This is a genomic window from Rhizobium beringeri, assembly GCF_004306515.1.
GTDB lineage: Bacteria > Pseudomonadota > Alphaproteobacteria > Rhizobiales > Rhizobiaceae > Rhizobium > Rhizobium beringeri.
In genome coordinates, this window is record NZ_SILG01000001.1 from 569,908 (window position 1) to 590,533 (window position 20,626).

Below are 20,626 nucleotides of genomic sequence, written 5' to 3' on the forward strand. Positions count from 1 at the left end.
AGATGTGTATAAGAGACAGTTTTAGCCCTTGGCCCTTAACCGCCAGACAGAAAAGGAAAGGGTCGCGCATGAAGGTTCTGTTGATCGGATCGGGCGGACGCGAGCATGCGCTCGCCTGGAAGCTGGCGCAATCGCCGTTGATGACGGAATTCTACGCCGCACCCGGCAATCCGGGCATTGCCGAACACGCCGTCCTCGTGCCGGTTGATATCGAGGATCACGAAGCGGTCGCGGCCTTCTGCAAGGACAAGGCGATCGATTTCGTCGTCGTCGGCCCGGAGGCGCCGCTGGTTGCCGGCCTCGCTGACCGGCTGCGCGCCGATGGCCTGGCGGTCTTCGGTCCTTCCGCTGCCGCAGCCCAGCTTGAGGGCTCCAAAGGCTTCACCAAGGATATCTGCGCCCGCTACGACATTCCGACAGGCGCCTACCAGCGGTTCAACAATGGACCGAAGGCCAAAGCCTATATCCGCGCTGAGGGTGTGCCGATCGTCGTCAAGGCCGACGGCCTCGCCGCCGGCAAGGGCGTGACGGTTGCGATGACGCTCGATGAAGCCTTGGCCGCGGTCGACGACTGCTTCGAGGGCGCCTTTGGCGCCGCCGGCGCCGAAGTCGTCGTCGAAGCCTATCTCGATGGCGAGGAAGCGAGCTTCTTCTGCCTCTGCGATGGCAAACATGCGCTGCCGCTCGCAACCGCCCAGGATCATAAGCGGGTGGGCGAGGGCGATACCGGCGTCAATACCGGCGGCATGGGCGCCTATTCGCCGGCGCCTGTCATGACCGCCGAGATGGTCGAGCGGACGATGAAAGAGATCATCGAACCGACGATGCGCGGCATGGCCGAAAGCGGTCATCCCTTCTCCGGCGTCTTTTTCGCCGGGCTGATGATCACCAAGAAGGGGCCGGAGCTTATCGAATACAATGTCCGCTTCGGCGATCCCGAATGCCAGGTGATGATGATGCGGTTGAAGAGCGATCTTCTGCCGCTGCTGCTCGCCACCGCCAATGGCACGCTCGATCAGGTGAACGCCGAGTGGAACGACAATCCGGCACTGACGGTGGTCATGGCCTCCAAGGGTTATCCCGGCACCTACGAGAAGAACACGCCGATCGTTTCCCTGCCGGACGCAGGCGCGGGCGAGAAGGTGTTTCATGCCGGCACGGCTCTGAAAGACGGTGCACTGGTTGCGACTGGCGGCCGCGTGCTGAACGTCACCGCGTCAGGCGGCACGGTCGCCGAGGCCAAGAGCCGCGCCTACGCGCTGCTCGACAGGGTGAGATGGGAAAACGGCTTCTGCCGGCGCGACATCGGCTGGCGGGCGATCGAGCGCGAAACCGGCTCGGAATGAGTATAAACCGGCCCGTTCTTTAAATTTTTACCCTTTCCCCTGACGGGATGGAAACAAAGCTGCGCTATACCGCTCCCAAGATGAGACGGAGTGGCATTGATGCGTCAGATTTTCCTCGGTGCGGCAATCCTGCTGATGGCAGGCTCTGCGATGGCGTCCTCGATAGAGGTGGTCGGCAAAACTGCGCCGCGCGCTGAGGGCAGCATCGTCACCGAAACCTGTGCCGATTGTCCGCCGCTCCAGGCCGAATTGACCAAGAAGGACTATACGGTGCCGGAGCTGAAGCCCGGCGTCCTCCAGGCGAGTGAAATCCGCGATGTCGGCGGCGAAAAGAAGATCTATCGCACCGAAGGCTGGATGGGCGGCTCGCCGGTCGTCTTCGTCAGCAAGGCGACGCCTGAATCCATGATTGCCGCCGCGCCGCCGGCGGCGCCGGTAGACGGTATCGACATGAATGCAACCACCGCGGCCGTCATAGGCGGCGACGCCAGGCCCGTTGCGGCAGGTATGGCGGAACAACCGGCAGCAATTAACGTTTCCGAGTTCAAGCTGCGTTTCTAAAACATAAAGTTCCCTGCCCCTGCCTGATCAAGGTTTCGATCGCTTGGGGTTCCACCACCGGTGGACGAATGCACCCTCGATGAGCAGCGGGGGTGCATTCCTGTTTTGATGCGCCGGGCACGCTGAGAATTCGAAAAGAAATGATATTAGGCCGCCGGATGAGAATCCGGCGGTTTTGCTTTGTAAGCACCCCTGGATTTTTAGGGAAACTCGTATCGCGTTCAATAAAGTTAAAGCTTTTTTATAGGATGGGCATCAATTGTTGCTTACCCGGTCGCAGCATGTTTGTTTTAGCAGCGGTAGACGCGTCGTCTTGTTTGGCGCGCTCGCACAGGCGGTAGAAAACCGCACCGGAATGCAGCTACCCATTCCCGTTGCGAGGCGTCATGAAAAATTTGAAAATATCAAAGCAGCTCATATTGCTGGTCGTCGGCCTGATGATCGCCTTTGCGATCGCCACCTCCCTGCAGATCCGCTCCTCGGTCGATGCGATCTACAAGGAGCGCTATGACATGCTCCGCGCCGAGGTTCAGTCGGCGGTCTCGGTTCTCAAAATCTACCAGGCAAAGGTGACTGCCGGCGAAATGACGCTGGAAGACGCCCAGAGGCAGGCCTACGCCACGGTCAATGCGATGAAATACGACCCCGATGGCTATTTCTTCGGCTATAGCTACGACATCCAGATGATGTTCCATTATGATGCCGCGAAAGTCGGTCAGGTCAACAAGGGCCAGCCGGACAGCAAAGGCAAGCTCTATCGCGAAGAGCTGGTCAAGCTCGGGCAGCAGGGCGGCGGTCTCGTCGAATATTATTCCACAGCCAAACCGGGCCAGCCCGCCGGCGATTTTCGTAAGACGGCCTATGCACAGGCCTTCGATCCCTGGAAGGTCGTCGTCGTCACCGGCGTCTACATGGACGATCTCGATGCTCAGATAAACAGCACGATCCTGACCGCGCTCTCCGGCAGCATCGTTCTGTTCTTCCTCGCCATGGCCGCCGCCTACGTCGTCATCCGTGGCATATCGGGACCTCTCAACAACGTCCATGCCGCCCTGCAGTCGGTCGCCGAAGAGGATGTCTCCATCACCATTCCGCATATCGGCATGAACAACGAAGTCGGCATGATGGCGAAGGCGACGCAGTCGCTGCAGGAAAAGATCAGGGAGCGCCATGCGATGTCCGATCGCGAGGCGGCCCAGCAGTTGGCGCTGGAAAGCGAGCGCGAAAACAATCTGCGCCAGCAGCAGGATGAAGCAACGCTGCAGGCGCGGGTGGTGACGACGATCGGCCAGGCGCTGGAGATGATCGCCCGCGGCGACCTCACCGTGCGTTGCGCCGATCTCGGCCAGAAGTATGCCGCCCTTCGCGACAACTTCAACGATGCGCTGTCGCATCTCGAAGCCGCCATGGCCAAGGTCAGCGCCAAGGGCACCGACATCGGCACCAGCAAGGAAGAGATCCGCCGCGCTTCCAACGAGCTGTCGCAGCGCACCGAGCGCCAGGCCGCCAGCCTGGAAGAAACCTCGGCTGCTCTCGATGAGCTGACCGTCGCCGTCCGTCAGACGGCCGATGGCGCCCATGAAGCGAGCAAACGTGTTCACTCGGTCAGCACCGAGGCCACCCATAGCGATGCGATCGTCACCCAGGCGATCGAGGCAATGAGCGGCATCGAGAAGTCGTCGTCGGAGATTACCAAGATCATCGGCGTCATCGACGAGATCGCCTTCCAGACCAACCTCCTGGCGCTGAATGCCGGCGTCGAGGCGGCTCGTGCCGGTGAATCCGGTAAGGGTTTTGCGGTCGTCGCCCAGGAAGTCCGTGAGCTTGCCCAGCGTTCCGCCGCTGCCGCCAAGGAGATCAAGGACCAGATCGCCCGCTCCTCCAGCCAGGTGGATCACGGCGTCCGTCTGGTCGGCGAGGCTGGCGAGGCGCTGAAGCGCATCTCCGACCAGATCAAGGCCGCCAACGAGATCGTCGCCAAGATCGCCCACAGCGCCTCCGAACAGGATACGACGCTGCGTTCGATCTCCTCGTCGATGAACCAGCTCGACGCCGCCACCCAGCAGAACGCTGCCATGGCCGAAGAGACCACCGCATCGGCCGAAACGCTGGCCACCGATACCGACGAACTGATCGACCTCATCCGCGGCTTCCGCGTCAGTGGCGAAAGCGCTGCCCCGGCCATGCATCAAGGTCGCCGTGCCGCTTAAACGGCGCGGGGACAAAAGCGTTTTTATCACCAAATTTTTAGCGGCCGTCGGTTCTCCGGCGGCCGTGCCTTTTGAGGCTTATTGCGCGATACGTTCGATCAGCCGCGCGATCTCATGATCGGAAAACACTTCGACACCGGCCGCTTTCAGCGCCGCCGCCGTCACGCCGGCGCCGGCCTGCTTGTGGCCGGAAAAGGTGCCGTCATAGATGAAATCGGATCCGCAGGACGGGCTGCCGTCGATGAGCAGTGCATAGCGGCAGCCGGCCTGCCTTGCGAGCGCCACGGCATTTTCCGCCGCCAGCAGGAACTCTTCCGTTACGTCGGCGCCCGTCAGCTCGACAACCCGCGCCATGCCGGCCAGCACATCCTCGCCGGTCGCAGCATTTCCAATCTCGGCCGGAGGGCGCGGCACCTTCATGCCCGCCGACATCTCCGGACAGATCGTCACCAGCCGGCCCTCGGCCCGCCATGTCTCGATTACCGGGTGAAGCAACGGCTTCGCCCGCCCGTCATAGCGGACGGGGTGGCCCATGAGACAGGCGCTGACGAGAATCTTGCTCTGCATGTCTCTTGAATAACGCTACGGCGGCCGCAATACCAGACCGCCGATGGCGGCCGAATATCACCCCGAGATCTTCGAGAAATCCGCAACCGTTCCCGTCGCCTCGCGGATCAGCCGCAGCAGGGCGAGACGGTTGGCGCGGATGGCGGCGTCCTCGTCATTGACGAGCACGTCTTCGAAGAAGCGGTCGACCGGGCCGCGCAGCTTGGAAAGCGCTTCCATTGCCGAGCGGAAGTCCTCGCCGGCGACGGCGTCCGAGGCATCCTTCGAGGCGCTGGAGATCGCGGCGAACAATTCCTTCTCGGCATCGAGCTTCAGAAGCGCTTGCGAAACGCCGTCGGCGATCACGGTGCCCTTCTTTTCCTCGGCGGCGAGCAGCTGCGTCGCCCGCTTGGTGCCGGCGAGCAGGTTCTTGCCGTCTTCCGAGGTGATGAAGGCCGTCAGCGCTTCGACGCGGCGCGCCACCATCAACAGGTCGTCGGCATCGGGTGTCAGCACGGCGTCGATGAGATCGTGGCGGGCGCCCTGGTCGCGCAGATAGACCTTGAGACGGTCGTGGAAGAAGGAGAGCAGGTCGCCATCCCTTGTCGTTGCCAGCAGCGGCAGGCGGATCCTTCGCTCCAGCAGGATCCTGACGACACCGAGGGCGGCACGCCGCAGCGCAAACGGATCCTTCGACCCCGTCGGCTTTTCATCGATCGCCCAGAAGCCGATCAGCGTATCGAGCTTGTCGGCAAGGGCGATGGTGATCGCCACTCTGTCCTCAGGCACGCGGTCCGACGGACCCTGCGGCTTGTAATGGTCCTCGATCGCTGCGGCAACGGAAGCATCCTCACCCTGCAGCACCGCATATTTGCGGCCCATCAATCCCTGCAGTTCCGGAAATTCGCCGACGGCTTCGGTGCGCAGATCGGCCTTGGCGAGCACGGCGGCGCGATCGACGAGGGCTGGGTCGGCACCGGTGGTGTCGGCCAATTCCTTGGCCAGCGCCCGGATGCGGGCGACGCGCGCGCCCTGTGTGCCGAGCTTGGCATGGAACGTCACGTCGAGCGCATCGAGCTTGGCCATGCGCTGGTCGAGCGGCTTCTTGATGTCGAGGCCGAACTTTGCCGCCGACGCCGTCAGCGTCTCGAGATCCGGCAGATTGCCCTGGTCGCGCTTCCAGAAATGCAGCGCATCCGACAGCCGGGCCCGCACCACCTTGCCGTTGCCGTGGACGATTTCCTTGCCGCCGTCGCTTGCCTGGATATTGGAGACGAGGATGAACTTGTTCGAAAGCGTCTCTTCACCCTGTTTGCGGGTGACAAAACACTTCTGGTTGGTCTTGATCGTCAGCCGGATGATTTCCGAGGGGATTGAGAGATAATCCTCCTCGAAGCTGCCCATCAGTACCTGCGGCCATTCGACGAGGCCGGAGACTTCCTCCAGCAGGCCTTCGTCTTCCACCAGCTCCAGCCCGTTGGCAAAGGCGATGTCGCGGGCGTCATGCAGGATGATGTCCTTGCGTCGCTCGGCATCGAGGATGACCTTGGCCCTTTCCAAATTCGCCGCATAATCGTCGAAGCGCCGGACGGTGATCGCCTCGGGCGCATGGAAGCGATGGCCGTAGGTGATATTGGAAGCGGTGATACCGTCGATCTCGAAGGGGATGACGGTGGTCTCTTCATGCTCAGGCCCGAAGGTGCAGACGATCGACTGCAGCGGCCGCACCCAGCGCAGCGCGCCGGGCTTCGACGAGGCCTTGCCCCAGCGCATCGATTTCGGCCAGGGAAAATCGCGGATGATGCCGGGCATGATATCGGTGACGATCTCTTCCGTCGCGCGGCCGGGCTTGGAGATGACCGCGACGTAGAAATCGCCCTTCTTCGGATCGCTTACCACCTGCGCTTCGGAGACCGAGGAAAGGCCGGCGCCGCGCAGAAAACCCTCGATCGCCTTCTCGTTGGCGTCGGTGCGCGGCCCCTTGCGTTCCTCGCGCACATCGGCCGAGCGCGCCGTCAGGCCGTGAATGTCGAGCGCAAGCCGCCGCGGCGTCCAGTATTCGCGCGCGCCCTCGTAGGACAGGCCCGCTTCGACAAGCGCATCGGTGACGAGCTTCTTCAGGTCGCCGGCAGCCTTGCGCTGCATGCGGGCCGGAATCTCTTCGGAGCGGAGTTCGAGAAGAAGGTTTGGCATGTCAATCTTTTCCTTGCGCCCGCGGGCAGGGCGATCCAAAAACGTTGCTTCTGCTATCAAAGAATGCCGCATCTGCACAACCGCAAAAACGGAAGAGAGCGATGGGGTGGGGTGACCGGCAGGTGTTGCCGTGTGGCCCCCTCATCCGCCCTGCCGGGCACCTTCTCCCCGATGGGTAGAAGGGGAGTTGCGGCAGCGGTCTACTCTTGCCGCCGCCGTTTGTTATGGAGGAAACCAGTGCGGCATATCCCTTCTCCCCTCGGGGGTCCGAAGGACGGACGAAACCGGCGGCTCGCCCCGGTCGATGCCGGCAGGCAGATGAGGGGGCCACACGGCAACACGCGATGGTTCCCCAATCCATTAACTTCCGCTGTGAAAACCACAGTCGGGCATTGCCTTGCCGCTTTTCGCCGCTATGGTCCCGCCACCTCTGACGAAACAGGAAATCCCATGGCCGCAGACCTCCGTTTTCTCGCAGCCCGCATCTCCGCCGAAATCAACGCCCGGCCCGAACAGGCCAAAGCCGCCATCGAGTTGCTCGACGAGGGTGCCACCGTGCCCTTCATCGCCCGCTACCGCAAGGAAGTGACGGGCGGGCTGGATGATACGCAGCTGCGCAATCTCGCCGAGCGGCTGGTCTATCTGCGCGAGCTCGAAGCCCGGCGCGACGCGATCGTCGAATCGATCACCGGCCAGGGCAAGATGACCGATGAGTTGATGACCAAGGTCGCCGGCGCCGAAACCAAGGCCGAGCTCGAAGATCTCTATCTGCCCTACAAGCCGAAGCGCCGCACACGCGCCGAAATCGCCCGTGAACGCGGCCTCGGCCCGCTCGCCGAGACGATCCTGGCCGACCGCGCCAGGGAACCGGCGGTCTTGGCCGAAGGCTTCATCACATCTGATGTGCCCGATGTGAAGACGGCGCTCGAAGGCGCGCGCGACATCATCGCCGAAGGCATTGCCGAAAATGCCGACCTGCTCGGCAAGTTGCGCGCCCATATGCGCCAGGCCTCGCTGCTGAAGGCGAAAGTCGTCGACGGCAAGCAGGCGACCGGCGAGAAGTTTTCCGATTATTTCGACCATTCCGAACGCTGGGCGACCGCCCCCGGCCACCGCGCGCTCGCCATGCTGCGCGGCTGGAACGAGGAGGTGCTGACGCTGACGATCGAGGCCGACGCCGAGACCGCCTCTCCGAACAAGCCGGTCGAACGCATGATCGTGGCGGCTTACGAGATCGGTACGAGCCGTCCCGGCGACCGCTGGCTGATGGAGGTCGCAAGCTGGACCTGGCGCGTCAAGCTTTCCATGTCGCTCTCGCTCGACCTGATGCGGGAACTGCGCGAAAGGGCCGAAGAAGAGGCGATCCATGTCTTCGCCCGCAATCTCAAGGACCTGCTTTTGGCAGCGCCCGCCGGCTCGCGCGCGACGATGGGTCTCGATCCCGGCATCCGCACCGGCGTCAAGGTCGCCGTCGTCGACGGCACCGGCAAGGTGGTGGCGACATCGACTGTCTATCCCTTCCAGCCGAGGAACGACGTGCGTGGCGCCCAGGTCGAGCTCGCATCGCTGATCCGCAAGCATAATGTCGAGCTGATCTCGATCGGCAATGGCACCGGCAGCCGTGAAACCGAAAAGCTGGTGGCCGACATGCTGGCCGAGTTGCCGGCGCCGAAGCCGACCAAGGTCATCGTGTCGGAAGCCGGCGCCTCGGTCTATTCCGCCTCGGCGACCGCAGCGGCAGAATTCCCTGATCTCGACGTGTCTCTGCGCGGCGCCGTCTCCATCGCGCGGCGCCTGCAGGATCCACTCGCCGAACTCGTCAAGATCGAGCCGAAGTCGATCGGCGTCGGCCAGTATCAGCACGACGTCGACCAGCAGAAGCTGTCGCGTTCCCTCGATGCGGTGGTGGAAGATGCGGTGAATGCCGTCGGTGTCGATCTCAACACCGCGTCTGCGCCGCTGCTGTCCCGCGTCTCCGGCCTCGGCCCGTCGATCGCCGACGCCATCGTCCGCCACCGCGACAGCGAAGGCCGTTTCGAGACGCGAAAGGATCTCCTGAAGGTCGCCCGCCTCGGCGGCCGCACCTTCGAGCAATGCGCCGGCTTCCTGCGCATTCCCAACGGCAAGGAGCCGCTCGATTCCTCCTCGGTGCACCCGGAGGCTTACGGCGTTGCCAAGAAGATCGTCGCCGCCTGTGGCCGCGATCTGCGCGCGCTGATGGGCGATAGCGCGGTGTTGAAATCGGTTGATCCGCGCCAGTTCATCGACGAGAAATTCGGTCTGCCGACGGTCAAAGACATCATCGCGGAGCTGGAAAAGCCCGGCCGCGACCCGCGTCCGAGCTTCAAGACCGCGACCTTTGCCGAGGGCGTCAACGAAATTTCCGACCTCAAGCCCGGCATGGTGCTGGAAGGCACGGTGACCAATGTCGCCGCCTTCGGCGCCTTCGTCGATATCGGCGTGCACCAGGATGGTCTGGTGCACGTGTCCCAGCTTGCCGATCGCTTCGTCAAGGATCCCCACGAGGTCGTCAAGGCGGGCGATGTCGTCAAGGTGCGGGTTGTCGAAGTCGATGCCAAGCGCAAGCGCATCGGTCTTTCCATGCGACGCGATGACGGCTCATCAGCGCCGCCGCCGCGTGGTGATTCTCGCCCAAGCCAAGGGTCGCGGCCGCAGAACGAGCGCCGGCCCGCGGCTCAGAAACCGGAGAGCCAGGGCGCATTCGGCGCGGCACTTGCCGAAGCCATGAAGCGAAAATAAGGGTTTAACCGGTATTTCGGCAAAAATGCAACAGTTTGGCAGCGTTCTGAACGGAGTGCTAAATCCGGCGCTTGTAAGGCGAAAGAGAGCTACTAAGTTGATGTGACCATCCTGTCACATTTGCGAGGCGTCCATGGCGTCGGCATTCTTATCGATCGTCCAGCAAATCGTCCGCAAGGGTTCGTTGAAACTTACCCTTGCCAATGGCGAAACCCATACTATCGGCGACGGCACGGGTGAAATCGTCGCCGCCCGCCTTGCCGATCAGGAGGCAGAGGACGCCATCCGGCGCGATCCGGCCATGAAGCTCGGCGAAATGTACATGCAAGGCCGGTTCGTTCTCGAACAGGGCGACATCTACGATTTCCTGTCGCTGGTGAAACAGAACACCACCAACGAAATCTTCGATTTCAAGATGGCGGCACTGCTCCTCGGCCGCATTGCCTGGCAGCAGCTGAAGAGCCGCGTGCCGGTCAATCGCAACAAGCATAATGTCGCCCATCATTACGACCTGTCGGCCAAGCTCTTCGATCTTTTCCTCGACGAGGACTGGCAATATTCCTGCGCCTATTTCGAGCCGCCGGGCATCAGTCTCGACGAGGCGCAGCTCGCCAAGAAGCGCCATATCGCCGCCAAGCTGCTGCTCGAGCCGAACCAGCGTATCCTGGAGATCGGCTCGGGCTGGGGCGGCATGGGCATGTACCTGACGGAGGCGACCGACGGTGCCGATTTCACCGGCATCACGCTGAGCGAGGAACAGCTCAAGGTCTCGCGTGCGCGCGCCGAAAAGCGCGGCCTTGCCGACCGGGTGCGTTTCGAACTGCAGGACTACCGCACCATGACGGGCAGGAAGTTCGACCGCATCGTCTCGGTCGGCATGTTCGAACATGTCGGTATCGGCAATTACGGCAATTTCTTCCGCAAAGTATCGGATCTGCTCGATGACAACGGCGTCATGGTGCTGCATTCGATCGGCCGCCCGAAGCCGAGCTTCGGCACCAATGCCTTCATCGAGAAGTACATCTTCCCCGGCGGCTACATCCCCTCCGTCGGCGAGGTCCTGCCGCCGCTCGAAAAGGCCGGGCTGCTGGTCAAGGATGTCGAAATCCTGCCGATGCATTATGCCTATACGCTGCGCCATTGGCGTGAACGTTTCGTGGCGCGCAAGGCCGAAGCGGTGGCGCTTTACGACGAGCAGTTCTTCCGCATGTGGGAATTCTATCTGGCGGGTTCGGAAATGGGCTTCCGCTGGGACGAGCTCTTCATCCTGCAGATCCAGATCGCCAAGAACCAGTTCGCCGTTCCCGACAATCGCAATTACATCGCCCGCAACGAAGCCAAGCTGAAGGAATTTGAGGCGAGGCGCGCACCGCTGGAAAAGGTGACGTTCTGATCCCGCGGAAGTGCCGCTTCCACTGGCGGTTTTGCCGAGGGACCGGTTCCAATGAAAGGACGTGCCGATGAGCAATGCGTTTCCCGAGATCTATCTGGTCCGCCACGGTGAAACCGAATGGAGCCTGTCCGGGCGCCATACTGGACGCAGCGATATTCCCTTGACGGCGAACGGCGAGGCCGCCGCCCGCAAACTCGCCGACCGGCTGGCGGGCCTTACCTTCTCCGCCGTCTGGTCGAGCCCGTCCGAGCGGGCCCGCAAGACCTGCACGCTCGCCGGGTTCGGATCGGGCGCGGTGATCAAGGACGATCTCGCCGAATGGGACTACGGCGCTTATGAAGGTATCACCACCAAGGCGATCCTTGCCGACCGCCCCGGCTGGCAGCTCTTTCGCGATGGTTGCCCGAATGGCGAGTTCGCCGCCGATGTCGGCGCCCGCGCAGACGCCGTCATCCATGCGCTTCGCGAAACGGCCGGCACCATTCTGATCTTTTCGAGTTCGCATTTCCTGCGGGTCCTCGCCGCCCGCTGGCTCGGCCTGCCGCCGGAAGACGGCTCCCGTTTCGTGCTCGATACGGCCAGCATCAGCGTGCTCGGCTACGAACACGATCTGACCGAACCGGTCATCCGCCGCTGGAACCAACGGTAAAGCAATTGCGGGACCGGTTTTGCGGAATTCGATAGCAGATACCACCAGCCTTTCATTAGCGCCCTTTGCTTCGCCGTGGTTAACATTGGGGTAACGAGATCAGGATAAATGTAGCGAGCGCCGCCCTCCGCGGCTTTGTTTTTGCGTTTTCTGGAGTGCGGACGTGTCTCATCGATCAGTCGTATCGATCTCATTGGCTATTGCCCTTTCTTCTTTTGGTTCGGCCGCCGCGCAGGAAAGCGGCCAGCACTTCTGGTCCGGCGACTGGTATCTGAGCGTCGGCGTCGCCGGCTTTTCGGCCCCGAAATTCGAGGGCTCGTCGCATAATGAATTCAAGTTCAGCCCGCTGATCTCGGTCGGCCGCCAAGGCGCCGGCCCGCGTTTTTCCTCGCGCAACGACAACCCGTCCTTCGCTCTCATCGACAAGGGCGCCTTCCGTGCCGGCATCGTCGGCAAATTCGTGCCGTCGCGCGATGACGGCGATGGCAGCGAGCTGAAGGGCTTGAAGAAGGTCAAATGGGGCGCGGAAGCCGGCGGCTTCGTCGAAGTCTACCCGACCGATTTCCTTCGCGCCCGCGCCGAAGTCCGCCAGGGCATCCGCTCGCATGACGGTATCGTCGCCGATCTCGCGGTCGATGCCTTCACCGATATCGCGCCCGACCTGCAGCTATCAGGCGGCCCGCGCGCGACATTTGCTACCAGCGGCTATTACGACGCCTATTACGGCGTTAACGCCAAGCAGGCGGCGGCAAGCGGCCTTGATTCCTATAAACCCTCGTCGGGCATCCAGTCCTATGGCGCCGGCACGGCTCTCACCTGGAAGGCGACGGAAAATCTCTCGGCCAGTTCCTTCCTCGAATATAAGCGGCTGGCGGGTCCTGCTGCCGACAGCAGCCTCGTGCGCGAGCGCGGCTCGAAGAACCAGGTCCTGATCGGCGTCTCGGCGACCTACAAGTTCAATTTTTCCCTGCAGTGATTGCCGCCGCCGCGGGTCCTTTCAGACGTGCGGAGCGCCGTGACATATTGAATTTACGTATAATTTTACTCTTAAATCGATTCCGATCTAGGGAGGGATGCAACTGGAAATACAATGATCGCTTCTTGACCGGATCGGCGGCCCGCCGCTAGATGAGCGGCATGCACGATACTGGCGACTTCAACGATCGCGTCTCCGACGCACCTTCCGATAACTGGGTCTACCGGATCCTGCCGCCATGGCTTTGGCCCTATGCGCAGCTCGCGCGCTGGGATCGCCCGATCGGCTGGCAGCTCTTGATGTGGCCGTGCTTCTGGTCGGCGACCCTTGCCGCCAATGCGGCGATCGGTGAGGGGATCTATTCCGGCAGCCTGCTGGTATCTCACCTGTTCCTCTATTTCATCGGCGCGGTCGCCATGCGCGGCGCCGGCTGCACCTACAATGATCTGGTCGACCACGAGATCGATATGGAAGTGGCGCGCACGCGGTCACGTCCGCTCCCCTCCGGCCGCGTCACGCGCCGTCGGGCGAAGATCTTCATCGGCTTGCAGGCGTTGGTCGGCCTCTTCGTGCTGCTGCAGTTCAACTGGCTCAACGTCTTCCTCGGCGTGCTCTCGCTCGGGATCGTGGCGTTTTATCCCTTTGCCAAACGCTTCACCGACTGGCCGCAATTCTACCTGGGGCTTGCCTTTTCCTGGGGCGCGCTGATGGGTTGGGCCGGCATTTTCGGCGGCCTCTCCTTTGCAGCCATCCTGCTCTACGCCGCCTCCGTCGCCTGGACGATCGGTTATGACACGATCTATGCGCATCAGGACAAGGAGGATGACGAGCTGATCGGCGTCCGCTCCACGGCGCGCCTGTTCGGCGACAGGACGCGGCTATGGCTGATCGGCCTTTATGGGCTGACGCTGGTGCTGATGTTTATCGCTTTCGCTCTGGCCGGCGCCAATCTCATCGCGTTTCTGGGTCTGTTCGGTGCGGCCGGCATGTTCGCCTGGCAGATCGTCCGGCTCGATATCGATGATGCCGACCAGTGCCTGGCGCTCTTCAAGTCAAACAACCGCGTCGGGCTGATCATCTTCTTCGGCCTCTTCATCTCGCTGCTGTTTGCCATTCCCTGATTGGGACGACGAATGAAACGATAAACCCGGCGCGAGCGCCGGGTTTCAAAATGGTTCCGAAGCGATGTCGCCAAATGGAACTGTCGCGTTTTTGTTCAGTTGCGGGCGATGATTTCCTTACCTTCGATCTTCATCGCGACGCCCAGCCGGCCGGTGGTACGGCGCACGAGGAAGCGCGGACGGCGATTGGCGAAGTAGGAATGACGGCGGCGAGGCTTGAGATCGCTGGTGCGTAAGGCGCCAATATGGTCTTCGAGCGGCCGGGCAACACCGTCGGCCTCGACCATCAGCATCGGAATGCGGAAGGCCTCGGACCAACTGCGCCAGTCGGCGGCGATGTCGCTGAGATCATGGGCGACGAGCAGCGGAATGCAGAGCTCCGGATCGGCGTGATGGAGTTCGAGGGTTACGGTGACATCGCCGTCGCCATGGTCGATGGCGCGGGCGGCGACGCCCTTGAAAACGCGCTTCGGCAGCGCAATCGAGAGCGGTAGGCCGCTGGAGGGGAGGACCTTGCGCAGGACCGCACCGCGTTCGTCTATCGTGATATTGACGTCATCCGAACAATCGTGGATGGCGTAGCTGACCTGCTGGGGAAAGCGGGACGGATCGAGGCGTAACGTCGTGCCAGCCCAAGCGGGCTTCATAACGGGATTGTTCATTTCATTCTACCCTTGTCTTACCTGAGAGCCGATTTCCGGTCTTCTCCTTGGGACTTTTCGTCCTCTGTGGCCGACAATAGGCAGCCGCCGTTCCGTACAGCTTAAAAATTGCGGTTAAGAAAACTTTGCCTCCTCTGATGGTTATCAAAACCGAATCCGGCAGGGTTTCCGGAAGGTGAACGGCGTGGTGTTCTGAAATGATGCATCCAGAGGTAAGCCTCAGGTAAGTTTTCCATGGCAAAATGTGCTCACCAGCAGTTCGTCGTTCTTTTAGAGATTTTGCCGAAAAGGGCGCTTTTTATGATCACGGCTTCCCTCGCTTACACGATCCTGTCGCGAGATATGACGTCCAGCCTCAACAAGGTTGCGTCGCAGGCGACGGTCAAGAAGGATGCCCAGTACTACGCTGACCATATCAACAAGGTCACCTCCGTCGACGACTTCCTCGGCGACTACAAGCTCTACAGCCATGCGATGAAGGCCTATGGCCTCGAGGACATGACCTACGCCAAGGCCTTCATGAAGAAGGTGCTCGAGAGCGATCTCACCGATCCCAACAGCTACGCCAACAAGCTTTCCGATACGCGCTACCGCGAGTTCGCCTCCGCCTTCAATTTCAACGAGCCGGCCAAGGACGTGCAGACGGACGCGCAGGAGGACGACCTTATCGGCCTCTACAAGCAGTCCTTCATCGATGCCGACAAGGCCGCGACCGCCGAGAGCACCTATTACAGCAACAATATCGATAGCGTGAAGACCGTCGACGACCTGGTCAACAACACGCGGCTGCGCACCTATGTGCTGAAGACCTTCAAGATCGATCCGACCTATGCGTCGAAGGATTTTCTGCGGCAGGTACTGACGAGCGATCTCAGCGACCCCACGAGCGTCGTCAACACGCAAGGCGGCGACAAGTACAAGGCGCTTGCCGCCCAGTTCAGCTTCAATGCAGATGGTACCGTCAACGGCACGGCGCAGACCGCCGCGCAGAAGGCCTCGGTCATCGAGTCCTACACCCTGAATTCCCAGTCCCTCATCATCGACAATTCGGTCGGTTCGGATGTCTACTACGTCGGCCAGACGGCGGCGGACTACAACAAGGCCTATTACACGGCGAAGATCGGCACGATCACCAATGTCGACGATCTGGTCGCCGACAAGCGCCTGGTCTCCTACATCACGACGGCCTACAGCATGGGCGCCGACTTTACCGCGGCAGCGCTGCGCGCGGTGCTGACCGATCCCAGTTATGCCCAGCTGATGGGCTTTACCAATGTCTACAATGCTTTCAACTTCAAGGCTGACGGGTCGACCTCCAGCACTGCGCGCGTCCAGTCGGTCGACCAGGCAAACAGTCTGAAGGCGGCCGCATCGAGCACCAACAATTATTATTCCGTCACCTCGCAATCGACCGCCATCACCAACGTCGACGACCTGCTCGCCGACAACGTGCTGGCGCGCTACATCAAGGATGCGTATGGGCTCGGCACGAGTTTCAGCAATGCCGACCTGAAGAACATCCTGACCGATTCGGCCTATGCCGCGGCCCAGGGCCATGCCGACCTCAATGCCGACTTCAATTTCCAGGCAGACGGCTCGATCAACGGTTCCGCGATCCAGACTGCGGCGCAGCGGAAGTCGACCACTGACAAGTCGGCGGCGAACGCAGCGCATTTCAACAGCATGATCGGCAGCGTCACCAACGTCGATGACATCATGTCGGATGCCGTTGCGGTCAGCTACATCAGAAACAGCATGCAGATCGCCGACAGCGTCTCCGATGCGACGTTGAGGACTTTCCTCGTCGATCCCGCCGCTGCCAGCGCCCAGGGCTACAGTGACGTTCACGACCTCTTCAATTTCAAAGCGGACGGTTCGGTCGCGACCCTTTACGCCTCGCAGAGCGCGACGCAAAGCGCCAGCACCACCAGCAAGGCCGACGATGCGGCGGTCTACTACCAGGCAACCATCGCCGGCATCGCCAATGTCGATCAGTTGCTGGCGGACCAGAAGCTGAACAATTTCGTCCGCAACGCCTTCGGCATCCCGTCGACCGTCACCGACGTCGCTCTTCGCAATATCCTGACCGATCAGAGCGGCACCGGCACCTATGCCGACGTTGCCGCCGCCTTCAATTTCAAGGCGGACGGCACGCTTGAGGACGGTATGACTGCGCAGACGGCCAGCCAGATCAGCAGCACGAAATTTACCGCCGCAGCGCGCACGGACGATTATTCCACCCGGATGGCGACGATCGCCAATGTCGATGATCTCATCGCCGATGGCACCATCACCAATTTCCTGAAGAGCACCTACAATCTGTCGTTCGATATCTCGGATGCCGATCTGAAGAGCATCCTGACCGATGCGACGGCCGCTGCCGCAGCCGGTCACGCCGATCTCAACGCCGACTTCAACTTCGCCGCCGACGGATCGCTTCCAGTGGTGAGCTCGGTCCAGACGGCCGATCAGGCACAGACCACCAACGACAATTACGCGGCCCGTTATGACGACGAACGCGACGAGGCGATCGACGAAGTCGCATCCAACTACCAGAAGCTTATGGCTGACAGCAGCAGCCTGCTGAATTTCTCCGACGTCAAGAGCGTCAATGATTTCCTGCGCAGCAATTCGTCCGCCGATTTCAGCAAGAGCAATGACAATCTGCCGGATCTCTACCATGTGGCGCTGCAGGCCTTCGGTCTGACCGACCAGGACGTCCCGCGCTCGATGATGCGCAAGATCCTGACGAGCGATGCCTATGATCCGGATGGCTATATCGCCTCGCTCAAGGATGAGCGCATCACCAACCTTGCCCGCGCCTTCAACTTCGGCCCCGACGGCAAGGCGGCGTCACCCTTCCAGGCGCTTCCCGACGCGACCATGGCCAAATACGCCACCGACTATAAATCGCATATCACCATGCTGATGAAGGACGGTCCGGTGAAGGACAAGGCATCGAAAGATGCGACAGCTGAAGTCGACTATTTCGCCAAGGGTATGGCGAAGGTGAAGTCGCTCGACGATTTCCTGGATGACAGCCGCCTGACCGACCTGGTGCTGAAAGCGAACAACCTTGACCCGAAGGATTACGACAAGGCCACGCTGAAGAAGATCTTCACCTCGGATCCCGACGACAAGAAGAGCTACCTCAACACCAAGGCCGATGCGCGTTTCCAGGATATCGTCGCCGCCTTCAACTTCGACAAGGACGGCAATCTGACCCGCGCCAAGATCGGCACGATCCAGAACAAGGCGGCCGAGGACCATACTCAGGAGCTCTACGTCCAGCAGACGATGGAAGCCCAGCAAGGCGAAAGCAACGACGGCGTTCGCCTGGCGCTCTATTTCAGCCGCAAGGCCTCGAGCATCACCTCGATCTATTCGATCCTCGGCGACAAGGCGCTTTATCAGGTCATCACCACGGCCTACAGCCTGCCATCGCAGATCTCGGGCATGGATGTCGCCAAGCAGGCTGATCTCATCAACCGCTTCGTCAAGCTCGAGGATCTCCAGGATCCGAAGAAGGTCGACAAGCTGCTGCGCCGGTTCACCGCGATGTACGATGTCCAGAACGCTGCCCAGCAGTCGCCGGCGCTGATGATCCTGACCGGCGGCGGCACGCAGCAAAGCTGATCGCCCCGACCTGCTGCACGCAGCAGGCCTTATCGCTCTGACTGTCGGCCTCACGGATCGAGGCTGACAACCTTTCCCGGGTTCATGATATTGGCGGGATCGAAGGCGCGCTTGATGCGACGCATCAGTTCGATTTCGATCGCAGGCCGGATCGCCGCCAACTCGTCGCGCTTCAGCTGGCCGATGCCGTGCTCGGCCGAGATCGAGCCGCCATGCGCCAGCACCAGCCCATGCACGATGTGGTTCATTTCGCGCCAGCGGGCGATAAAGGCGGCCTTGTCGGCGCCGAGCGGCTGGGAAATATTGTAATGAATATTGCCGTCGCCCATATGGCCGAAGGCGCAGATGCGGGCGCCCGGCATCGCCGCCATCACAGCTTCTTCAGCCTCGGCCATGAAATGCGGGATCTTCGATACGGGCACGGAAACGTCGTGTTTGATCGACCCGCCTTCCGGCTTCTGGGCATCCGACATGCTCTCGCGCATGTGCCAGATCGCTTTCTGCTGGGCCACGGATGCGGCGATTGCGGCATCCAGCACCAGCCCCGCCTCGAAGCCCTGTTCCAGCACGCCATTCATCATCCGCTCCGCCGTCTCGGCCGAATCCGAGGTCGAAATGTCGATCAGCACGTACCAGGGATAGGCCGCGTCCAGCGGATCGCGCACGCCGGCGATGTGGCGCGTGGTGATCTCGACACCGAAACGTGGCATCAGCTCGAAACCGGTGAGCGAGGCGCCGCAGAGGCTGGAGGCCAGGTTGAAGAGGGCAAGCGCATCCGCCACCGAATTCAGGCCGGCGAAGGCCACCTGATGGCCGAGCGGCTGGGGAAAGAGCTTCAGCACCGCGCCGGTGATGATGCCGAGCGTGCCCTCGGCGCCGATGAAGAGATCGCGCAGATCATAGCCGGTATTGTCCTTCTTCAGGCGGCGTAAGCCGTCCCAGATCTCGCCGGTCGGCAGCACCACTTCGAGGCCGAGGCAGAGCTGGCGCATATTGCCATAGGCAAGCACGGCGGTGCCGCCGGCATTGGTGGAAAGGTTGCCGCCGATGCGGCAGGAACCCTCCGAGCCGAGCGACAGCGGAAACAGCCGCCCATGCGCCTCGGCCGCCTTCTGCACCTCGGCCAGGATGGCGCCGCCATCGGCCACCAGCACGTTCGCCACCGGATCGACATCACGGATCTTGTTCATGCGCTCGAGCGACAGGATGATATCGGACTTGCCCTGACGCGGCGTCTGGCCGCCGACGAGACCGGTATTGCCGGTCTGCGGCACGATCGCCGTTCCGGTCTCCGTCGCAAGCTTCATGATATCAGAGACTTCCTCGACCGAGCCGGGTTTCAAGAGGAGAGGCGAGGAGCCATGATAGAGCCCGCGGTTTTCGATCAGATGCGGCGCAAGATCGGCCTCGCTGCGCAGCGCGTACTTTTCGCCGACGATGGCCGTAAAGCGGTTGAGGAGTTCGGTGGAAATGCTGGAATTGCTCATTCAGGCTCGGTCCTCCATCATCATGCGCGGTCTTTTCAGTCGCGGGGTGCCGCCGCCCGCTGCAGGCGGTCATTGATCGCCTCGCCCAGCCCCTCTTCGGGAATCGGCGAAAAGGCGATGCTCTGGGCGCCGCTGGCATCGGCCCGCTTCATGTAGTCGAAAAGATTGGCGGCCGCCTCGGCCAGGTCGCCGCGCGGGCTGAGATCAAGCACGATCCGTGCACCGTTTGCGCCGGAGACCGCAGCGCTGCCGAAGGCGATCAGCGCCTCACCGGGTTCCACCGCTGTCGCATTGAGGCGCACGGAAGCGCCCGGCGCATAGTGCGAGGCGAGCATGCCTGGCGCCTCGATGGCCGCCGATGCCGTTTTCGCGCGCAGCAGCGGCTGGCCTGCGACGCGCTCGATCTCGCGCGCCGCCAGTCCACCCGGCCGAAGCAGCCTCAGCCGGCCGCCCTCTGCCTTGACGATCGTCGATTCGACGCCGACAGCGCTTGGGCCTGCATCGAGGATCAACGGGATCCTGGCCCCGAGATCGGCTTCGACATGGGCGGCACTCGTGGCGCTTACCCCGCCGGACGTGTTGGCGCTGGGGGCGGCGAGCGGCCGTCCGAAGGCGCCGATCAGCGCGCCTGCGAAACCCTTCGGCACACGGATGCCGACGCTGTCGAGCCCGGCGGTCGCCAGCGAATGGATCGAGCTCTGAGGCTTCAGCGGCAGCACGAGGGTCAGTGGGCCGGGCCAGAAGGCTCTGGCGAGCGCCCGTGAGACCGGGTCGAATTCGGCATGCTCTTCGGCCATGGCGAGGTCGGCCATATGGCAGATCAGCGGGTTGAAGCGCGGCCGTCCCTTTGTCTCGTAGATGCGGGTGATGGCTGCGGGATTGGTGGCGTCGGCTGCCAGTCCGTAGACGGTCTCGGTCGGGATGGCGATGGCAAAGCCGTCGGCAAGAGCGGCTGAGGCCGCCTCTAGTGCTGCCTGCCTGTCTGCCGTGATATCGATCGTGCGTGCCATATCCTGTCCGGTATCTGCAACTCGCCCTTTGTGCGTCTGAAAAGACGCGCGGCGCTGTAATCCCGGCAGTCATTAG

14 protein-coding genes are annotated in these 20,626 nt (G+C 62.0%); 9 read left to right on the top strand and 5 right to left on the bottom strand.

Features of this window, described 5'->3' with window-relative positions; all coding sequences use genetic code 11:
• Positions 1–68: 68 nt before the first annotated feature.
• The 3 genes from purD to ELH03_RS02915 all read left to right on the top strand — a co-directional run bounded on the left by purD (position 69) and on the right by ELH03_RS02915 (position 4,117).
• Entirely contained in the window at positions 69–1,346 is a 1,278-nt protein-coding gene (gene purD, locus ELH03_RS02900) for a phosphoribosylamine--glycine ligase (protein WP_130766004.1), read from the top strand.
• Positions 1,347–1,445: 99 nt separating this feature from the next.
• A complete protein-coding gene (locus ELH03_RS02905; RefSeq protein ID WP_130766005.1) occupies positions 1,446–1,907 on the top strand; it encodes a plant virulence effector HPE1-like domain-containing protein in 462 nt (153 codons plus the stop codon).
• Positions 1,908–2,293: 386 nt separating this feature from the next.
• Positions 2,294–4,117 (top strand): methyl-accepting chemotaxis protein, encoded by a 1,824-nt coding sequence (locus tag ELH03_RS02915; RefSeq protein WP_130766007.1) that lies wholly within the window; start codon positions 2,294–2,296, stop codon positions 4,115–4,117.
• Between the two features lie 78 nt (positions 4,118–4,195).
• On the opposite strand, the gene ELH03_RS02920 is transcribed toward ELH03_RS02915, so the two are convergent.
• Together ELH03_RS02920 and glyS are read right to left on the bottom strand one after the other, a co-directional pair.
• The gene (locus ELH03_RS02920) at positions 4,196–4,684 is read right to left on the bottom strand and encodes a 2-thiouracil desulfurase family protein (protein WP_128402771.1); all 489 of its coding nucleotides are present in this window, start codon (positions 4,682–4,684) and stop codon (positions 4,196–4,198) included.
• 57 nt (positions 4,685–4,741) lie between these two features.
• Positions 4,742–6,856, bottom strand: coding sequence for a glycine--tRNA ligase subunit beta (gene glyS / locus ELH03_RS02925; RefSeq protein ID WP_128411443.1), 2,115 nt, complete (start codon positions 6,854–6,856; stop codon positions 4,742–4,744).
• A 450-nt stretch (positions 6,857–7,306) separates the two neighbouring features.
• Between glyS and ELH03_RS02930 the strand changes: the two genes are divergently transcribed.
• The 5 genes from ELH03_RS02930 (at position 7,307) to ubiA (ending at position 13,755) form a co-directional block, all read left to right on the top strand.
• A complete protein-coding gene (locus ELH03_RS02930; protein WP_130766008.1) occupies positions 7,307–9,616 on the top strand; it encodes a Tex family protein in 2,310 nt (769 codons plus the stop codon).
• A gap of 133 nt (positions 9,617–9,749) precedes the next feature.
• Positions 9,750–11,009 carry a cyclopropane fatty acid synthase gene (locus ELH03_RS02935; protein WP_130766009.1) on the top strand — a complete coding sequence of 420 codons (1,260 nt, stop codon included), beginning with the start codon at positions 9,750–9,752 and terminating at the stop codon, positions 11,007–11,009.
• Between the two features lie 67 nt (positions 11,010–11,076).
• Entirely contained in the window at positions 11,077–11,658 is a 582-nt protein-coding gene (locus ELH03_RS02940) for a histidine phosphatase family protein (protein WP_128411445.1), read from the top strand.
• A gap of 163 nt (positions 11,659–11,821) precedes the next feature.
• Positions 11,822–12,634, top strand: coding sequence for a MipA/OmpV family protein (locus ELH03_RS02945; protein WP_128402766.1), 813 nt, complete (start codon positions 11,822–11,824; stop codon positions 12,632–12,634).
• A 161-nt stretch (positions 12,635–12,795) separates the two neighbouring features.
• On the top strand, positions 12,796–13,755 hold the full coding sequence (gene ubiA / locus ELH03_RS02950; RefSeq protein ID WP_128402765.1) for a 4-hydroxybenzoate octaprenyltransferase: 960 nt from the start codon (positions 12,796–12,798) through the stop codon (positions 13,753–13,755).
• A gap of 95 nt (positions 13,756–13,850) precedes the next feature.
• Here the strand turns inward: ubiA and ELH03_RS02955 are convergent, their stop codons facing one another.
• Positions 13,851–14,417, bottom strand: coding sequence for a DUF6101 family protein (locus ELH03_RS02955; protein ID WP_017990459.1), 567 nt, complete (start codon positions 14,415–14,417; stop codon positions 13,851–13,853).
• A gap of 300 nt (positions 14,418–14,717) precedes the next feature.
• Here ELH03_RS02955 and ELH03_RS02960 point away from each other — a divergent pair, with 300 nt between their 5' ends.
• The gene (locus tag ELH03_RS02960; protein WP_128411446.1) at positions 14,718–18,053 is read left to right on the top strand and encodes a DUF1217 domain-containing protein; all 3,336 of its coding nucleotides are present in this window, start codon (positions 14,718–14,720) and stop codon (positions 18,051–18,053) included.
• A 50-nt stretch (positions 18,054–18,103) separates the two neighbouring features.
• Here ELH03_RS02960 and ELH03_RS02965 read toward each other — a convergent pair whose 3' ends face one another.
• Both ELH03_RS02965 and ELH03_RS02970 read right to left on the bottom strand, forming a co-directional pair.
• The gene (locus ELH03_RS02965) at positions 18,104–19,540 is read right to left on the bottom strand and encodes an FAD-binding oxidoreductase (protein WP_128411447.1); all 1,437 of its coding nucleotides are present in this window, start codon (positions 19,538–19,540) and stop codon (positions 18,104–18,106) included.
• Between the two features lie 35 nt (positions 19,541–19,575).
• Positions 19,576–20,550: an L-threonylcarbamoyladenylate synthase gene (locus ELH03_RS02970; RefSeq protein WP_128402762.1), complete on the bottom strand. Its 975-nt coding sequence runs from the start codon at positions 20,548–20,550 to the stop codon at positions 19,576–19,578.
• Between the last annotated feature and the right edge of the window lie 76 nt (positions 20,551–20,626).

Coding starts and splice junctions, on each gene's coding strand:
- purD (WP_130766004.1), top strand. CDS start 69: ATGAAGGTTCTGTTGATCGGATCGGGCGGACGCGAGCATGCGCTCGCC.
- ELH03_RS02905 (WP_130766005.1), top strand. CDS start 1,446: ATGCGTCAGATTTTCCTCGGTGCGGCAATCCTGCTGATGGCAGGCTCT.
- ELH03_RS02915 (WP_130766007.1), top strand. CDS start 2,294: ATGAAAAATTTGAAAATATCAAAGCAGCTCATATTGCTGGTCGTCGGC.
- ELH03_RS02920 (WP_128402771.1), bottom strand. CDS start 4,684: ATGCAGAGCAAGATTCTCGTCAGCGCCTGTCTCATGGGCCACCCCGTC.
- glyS (WP_128411443.1), bottom strand. CDS start 6,856: ATGCCAAACCTTCTTCTCGAACTCCGCTCCGAAGAGATTCCGGCCCGC.
- ELH03_RS02930 (WP_130766008.1), top strand. CDS start 7,307: ATGGCCGCAGACCTCCGTTTTCTCGCAGCCCGCATCTCCGCCGAAATC.
- ELH03_RS02935 (WP_130766009.1), top strand. CDS start 9,750: ATGGCGTCGGCATTCTTATCGATCGTCCAGCAAATCGTCCGCAAGGGT.
- ELH03_RS02940 (WP_128411445.1), top strand. CDS start 11,077: ATGAGCAATGCGTTTCCCGAGATCTATCTGGTCCGCCACGGTGAAACC.
- ubiA (WP_128402765.1), top strand. CDS start 12,796: ATGCACGATACTGGCGACTTCAACGATCGCGTCTCCGACGCACCTTCC.
- ELH03_RS02955 (WP_017990459.1), bottom strand. CDS start 14,417: ATGAACAATCCCGTTATGAAGCCCGCTTGGGCTGGCACGACGTTACGC.
- ELH03_RS02960 (WP_128411446.1), top strand. CDS start 14,718: ATGATCACGGCTTCCCTCGCTTACACGATCCTGTCGCGAGATATGACG.
- ELH03_RS02965 (WP_128411447.1), bottom strand. CDS start 19,540: ATGAGCAATTCCAGCATTTCCACCGAACTCCTCAACCGCTTTACGGCC.
- ELH03_RS02970 (WP_128402762.1), bottom strand. CDS start 20,550: ATGGCACGCACGATCGATATCACGGCAGACAGGCAGGCAGCACTAGAG.